The following is a 2,826-nucleotide window of genomic DNA, read 5'->3' as shown; positions in this document are numbered from 1 at the left end:
GTCAAGGATAAACCTACCTTCAATAAAGAGTTTCAGTCTATTACCCTGTGTCGCCTACTGGGTAAACAACGCAAAGAAACCGAAGCTCTCCGCCTGCTGGAACAGCTCTGGCCCCAATCCGAGAGGGAGCAACTCTATTCAAGCCKTGTGGAAATCTCGAACCTGCAAGCCTTATTGGAAGCTCAGCGAGGTCAGCGAAGTGCTGCACTACAATACGTTCATAATGCGCTTGTGATGGGAGAGAAATATGGATATATTCGTAGCTTCCTTGACGAGGGAGCAGACATGGCGGAATTGTTGTCAGCATATCTAACCTACAGAAGCGGCAAAATGGACACCAGTCCATCAACGGGTGTAACCGAGGAATATGTCCGCATGCTACTGGAGTTATTTCCGAGCGTGTCAAAACCGTATACTCCACCCACTACCGCTCTGACCGAGCTACTGAATAGAAGGGAATGGAACCTATTGCGACTCATCCAACAAGGAGCGTCTAATAAGCAAATCGCTGTAACACTCACTTTGTCCGAAGGCACGGTGAGGATTTACCTCTCTCGCCTATATGAGAAACTCGGCGTCTCCTCCCGCACCCAAGCTTTGATCGCTGCGCAGGAATTGCAGCTGTTAGATTAAAAAGCCCACTCTGTGCAGTTGCAAGAGTGGACTTTTTTTGGATCCGTTATTCCAAATTGGCATGCCGGCCATACATGGTCGTGGAGTCGTACCCCGTTTTCTCCATTAACCGCAGGATGACAGCATCAAAGAATAGCAAGAGGGTCTGCTCAAATAACGAGCCCATAGGTTGTATAGTGGAGTATTGGCTATTCGACTTATCCTTGGGCGAGCCTGGAAGTTTGACGGTGATATCCGCCAACTGTCCGATCGTGGATTCCGGATATATCGTCACTACTGCGACAGAAGCTTCCAAGTTTTTGGCCTTCTCCGCCATCGACAAGAGACTCCTGGTTTCCCCGGAACCTGATCCGATGATCAGCATGTCTTTGGCGGTTACGCTAGGCGTGATCGACTCGCCCACAACATAAGCCTCAATACCTATGTGCATCAGCCTCATTGCAAAAGCTTTGGCCATCAAACCGGATCGACCGGCACCCGCCAGAAAAACCTTGTGAGACTCCATAATTCGCTCTACAAAAAGATTAGCTTGTTCGTCATCCAATTGGTTGGCTGCCTGTTGCAGCTCCTCAAGGATTTCAGCTACATAAAGCTTCGGTTTCATGAGCATTACGCTCCTTGTTTGATCAATCTCTGCATCTCCGCGGCAGCGGCTTGCTTGTCCTCTTGTCCGGTAATCCCTCCGCCCACAATAACAAGATCGGGATTCGCTTTGATTACTTCCGGGAGTGTACTTAATTTAATACCTCCGGCGATCGCAGTTTTGGCCTGCTTGACCACACGTTTGATCGTCAGAAGATCTTCAAATGAATTTTTACCGACAGCTTGAAGATCATAGCCTGTGTGCACGCATATATAATCTACGCCAAGTGCATCGACTTCTTGCGCACGCTGCTCGAGATTTTTCACAGAGATCATGTCAACCAAGATTTGTTTGCCTTGTTTCCGCGCTTCCTCTACAGCACCTTTGATCGTCATATCTTCCGAGGCTCCCAATACAGTAACAATGTCGGCTCCTGCTTCGGATGCTTTCATGACTTCATAACCTGCGGCGTCCATAATTTTCAAGTCAGCCAGTACTCTCAAGTTGGGAAAAGCTTCTTTGATTTCTTTAACGGCGCGAAGCCCTTCATTAATGACAACTGGTGTGCCGATTTCAACGATATCTATATAAGCTTCCACTTCTTTCACCAATTGTTTGGCTTGCGGGATGTCGACAAGATCTAACGCTAATTGAAGTTCCATGGATGAGTCCACTCCTCATAATTTTGTTTTGTGTTGTTCACGGGTCCTATTGTACGACGATACTTTTCGAAAAGGAAGTACGCACTATTCGGTGACGTAGTACCCATTTCGTAACTATGGACGACAAAAAAAGACCGTCAACTCGAAGTTAAGGTCCTCATCAATTGAACTTTTCTATTCCATTCATACCTCAATTCGTTCTTGGTGCTTCTGTCCCCAATCCGCCATCAAGTTAAGCACTTCCTCCATGGTTTGGCCATATTCCGTTAAGGAATACTCGACTTTCGGAGGCACTTGAACGAATACTTCCCGATGGATGATTCCGTCATCCTCTAATTCACGTAGCTGTTGGGTTAACATTTTATGGGTAATGTCGGGCATGCCCCGTTTTAATTCGCCGAAGCGTTTGACGCCATCCATCAGATGGCAAAGAATGACCAGCTTCCATTTGCCGCCAATTACTTTCAAGGTCATTTCTACTGAGTTCTTAAATAGTTGATCGCCCATGGTAACGACTCCTTAGTATATTACCCTCAATAATAAATGCCGTACCTGTCAGTTGCAAGTTTGAGCCCTACTAGAATCAGTGATCCAACCTCCATACGCATTTCATGACAAGTTGATTATCTAGTAATTCTGCGGTTAGCTCTCCGTTCATTTTGACCATTAGACTTTTGGCAATTGCTAATCCCAACCCTGTTCCTTTGCCCGATCGGGAGTGGTCCGCCGTATAAAATCGATCGAACAGATTGTTCAGATCGCTTAGCTTCAAGTGATAAGCTTCGTTGCGGATAGACAATACAACCGTCGATTGATGCTTCTCCATATTGATCCAGATCGGCCCATCGGAATGATGGATCGCATTTGTTATCAAATTCTCGATTACGCGCTTTATGGCAGATTCATCTGCAGTCAAGAGGAGCCTTTCTTCGGTAAGCTGAATAACTG

The 2,826-nt window shown here is 46.4% G+C and carries 5 protein-coding genes; 1 reads left to right on the top strand and 4 read right to left on the bottom strand.

Annotated elements, in window-relative coordinates; all coding sequences use genetic code 11:
- A partial coding sequence (locus AC1DWB_RS33225; protein ID WP_477545364.1) for a response regulator transcription factor occupies positions 1-633 on the top strand: 633 nt, incomplete at its 5' end.
- Positions 634-679: 46 nt separating this feature from the next.
- Here AC1DWB_RS33225 and hxlB read toward each other — a convergent pair.
- The 4 genes from hxlB to AC1DWB_RS33205 all read right to left on the bottom strand — a co-directional run.
- Entirely contained in the window at positions 680-1,237 is a 558-nt protein-coding gene (hxlB, locus tag AC1DWB_RS33220; protein WP_477545363.1) for a 6-phospho-3-hexuloisomerase, read from the bottom strand.
- Positions 1,238-1,242: 5 nt separating this feature from the next.
- Entirely contained in the window at positions 1,243-1,878 is a 636-nt protein-coding gene (gene hxlA / locus AC1DWB_RS33215) for a 3-hexulose-6-phosphate synthase (RefSeq protein ID WP_477545362.1), read from the bottom strand.
- Positions 1,879-2,061: 183 nt separating this feature from the next.
- On the bottom strand, positions 2,062-2,385 hold the full coding sequence (locus AC1DWB_RS33210) for a winged helix-turn-helix transcriptional regulator (protein ID WP_477545361.1): 324 nt from the start codon (positions 2,383-2,385) through the stop codon (positions 2,062-2,064).
- 76 nt (positions 2,386-2,461) lie between these two features.
- On the bottom strand, positions 2,462-2,826 hold a 365-nt coding region (locus AC1DWB_RS33205; RefSeq protein ID WP_477545360.1), incomplete at its 5' end, for a sensor histidine kinase.

It is taken from the genome of Paenibacillus sp. P4_E11 (assembly GCF_056401635.1).
The sequence above is the reverse complement of the archived record's forward strand: the minus strand, read 5'-3'. Positions and strand labels throughout refer to the sequence as shown.

Coding starts and splice junctions, on each gene's coding strand:
- hxlB (WP_477545363.1), bottom strand. CDS start 1,237: ATGAAACCGAAGCTTTATGTAGCTGAAATCCTTGAGGAGCTGCAACAG.
- hxlA (WP_477545362.1), bottom strand. CDS start 1,878: ATGGAACTTCAATTAGCGTTAGATCTTGTCGACATCCCGCAAGCCAAA.
- AC1DWB_RS33210 (WP_477545361.1), bottom strand. CDS start 2,385: ATGGGCGATCAACTATTTAAGAACTCAGTAGAAATGACCTTGAAAGTA.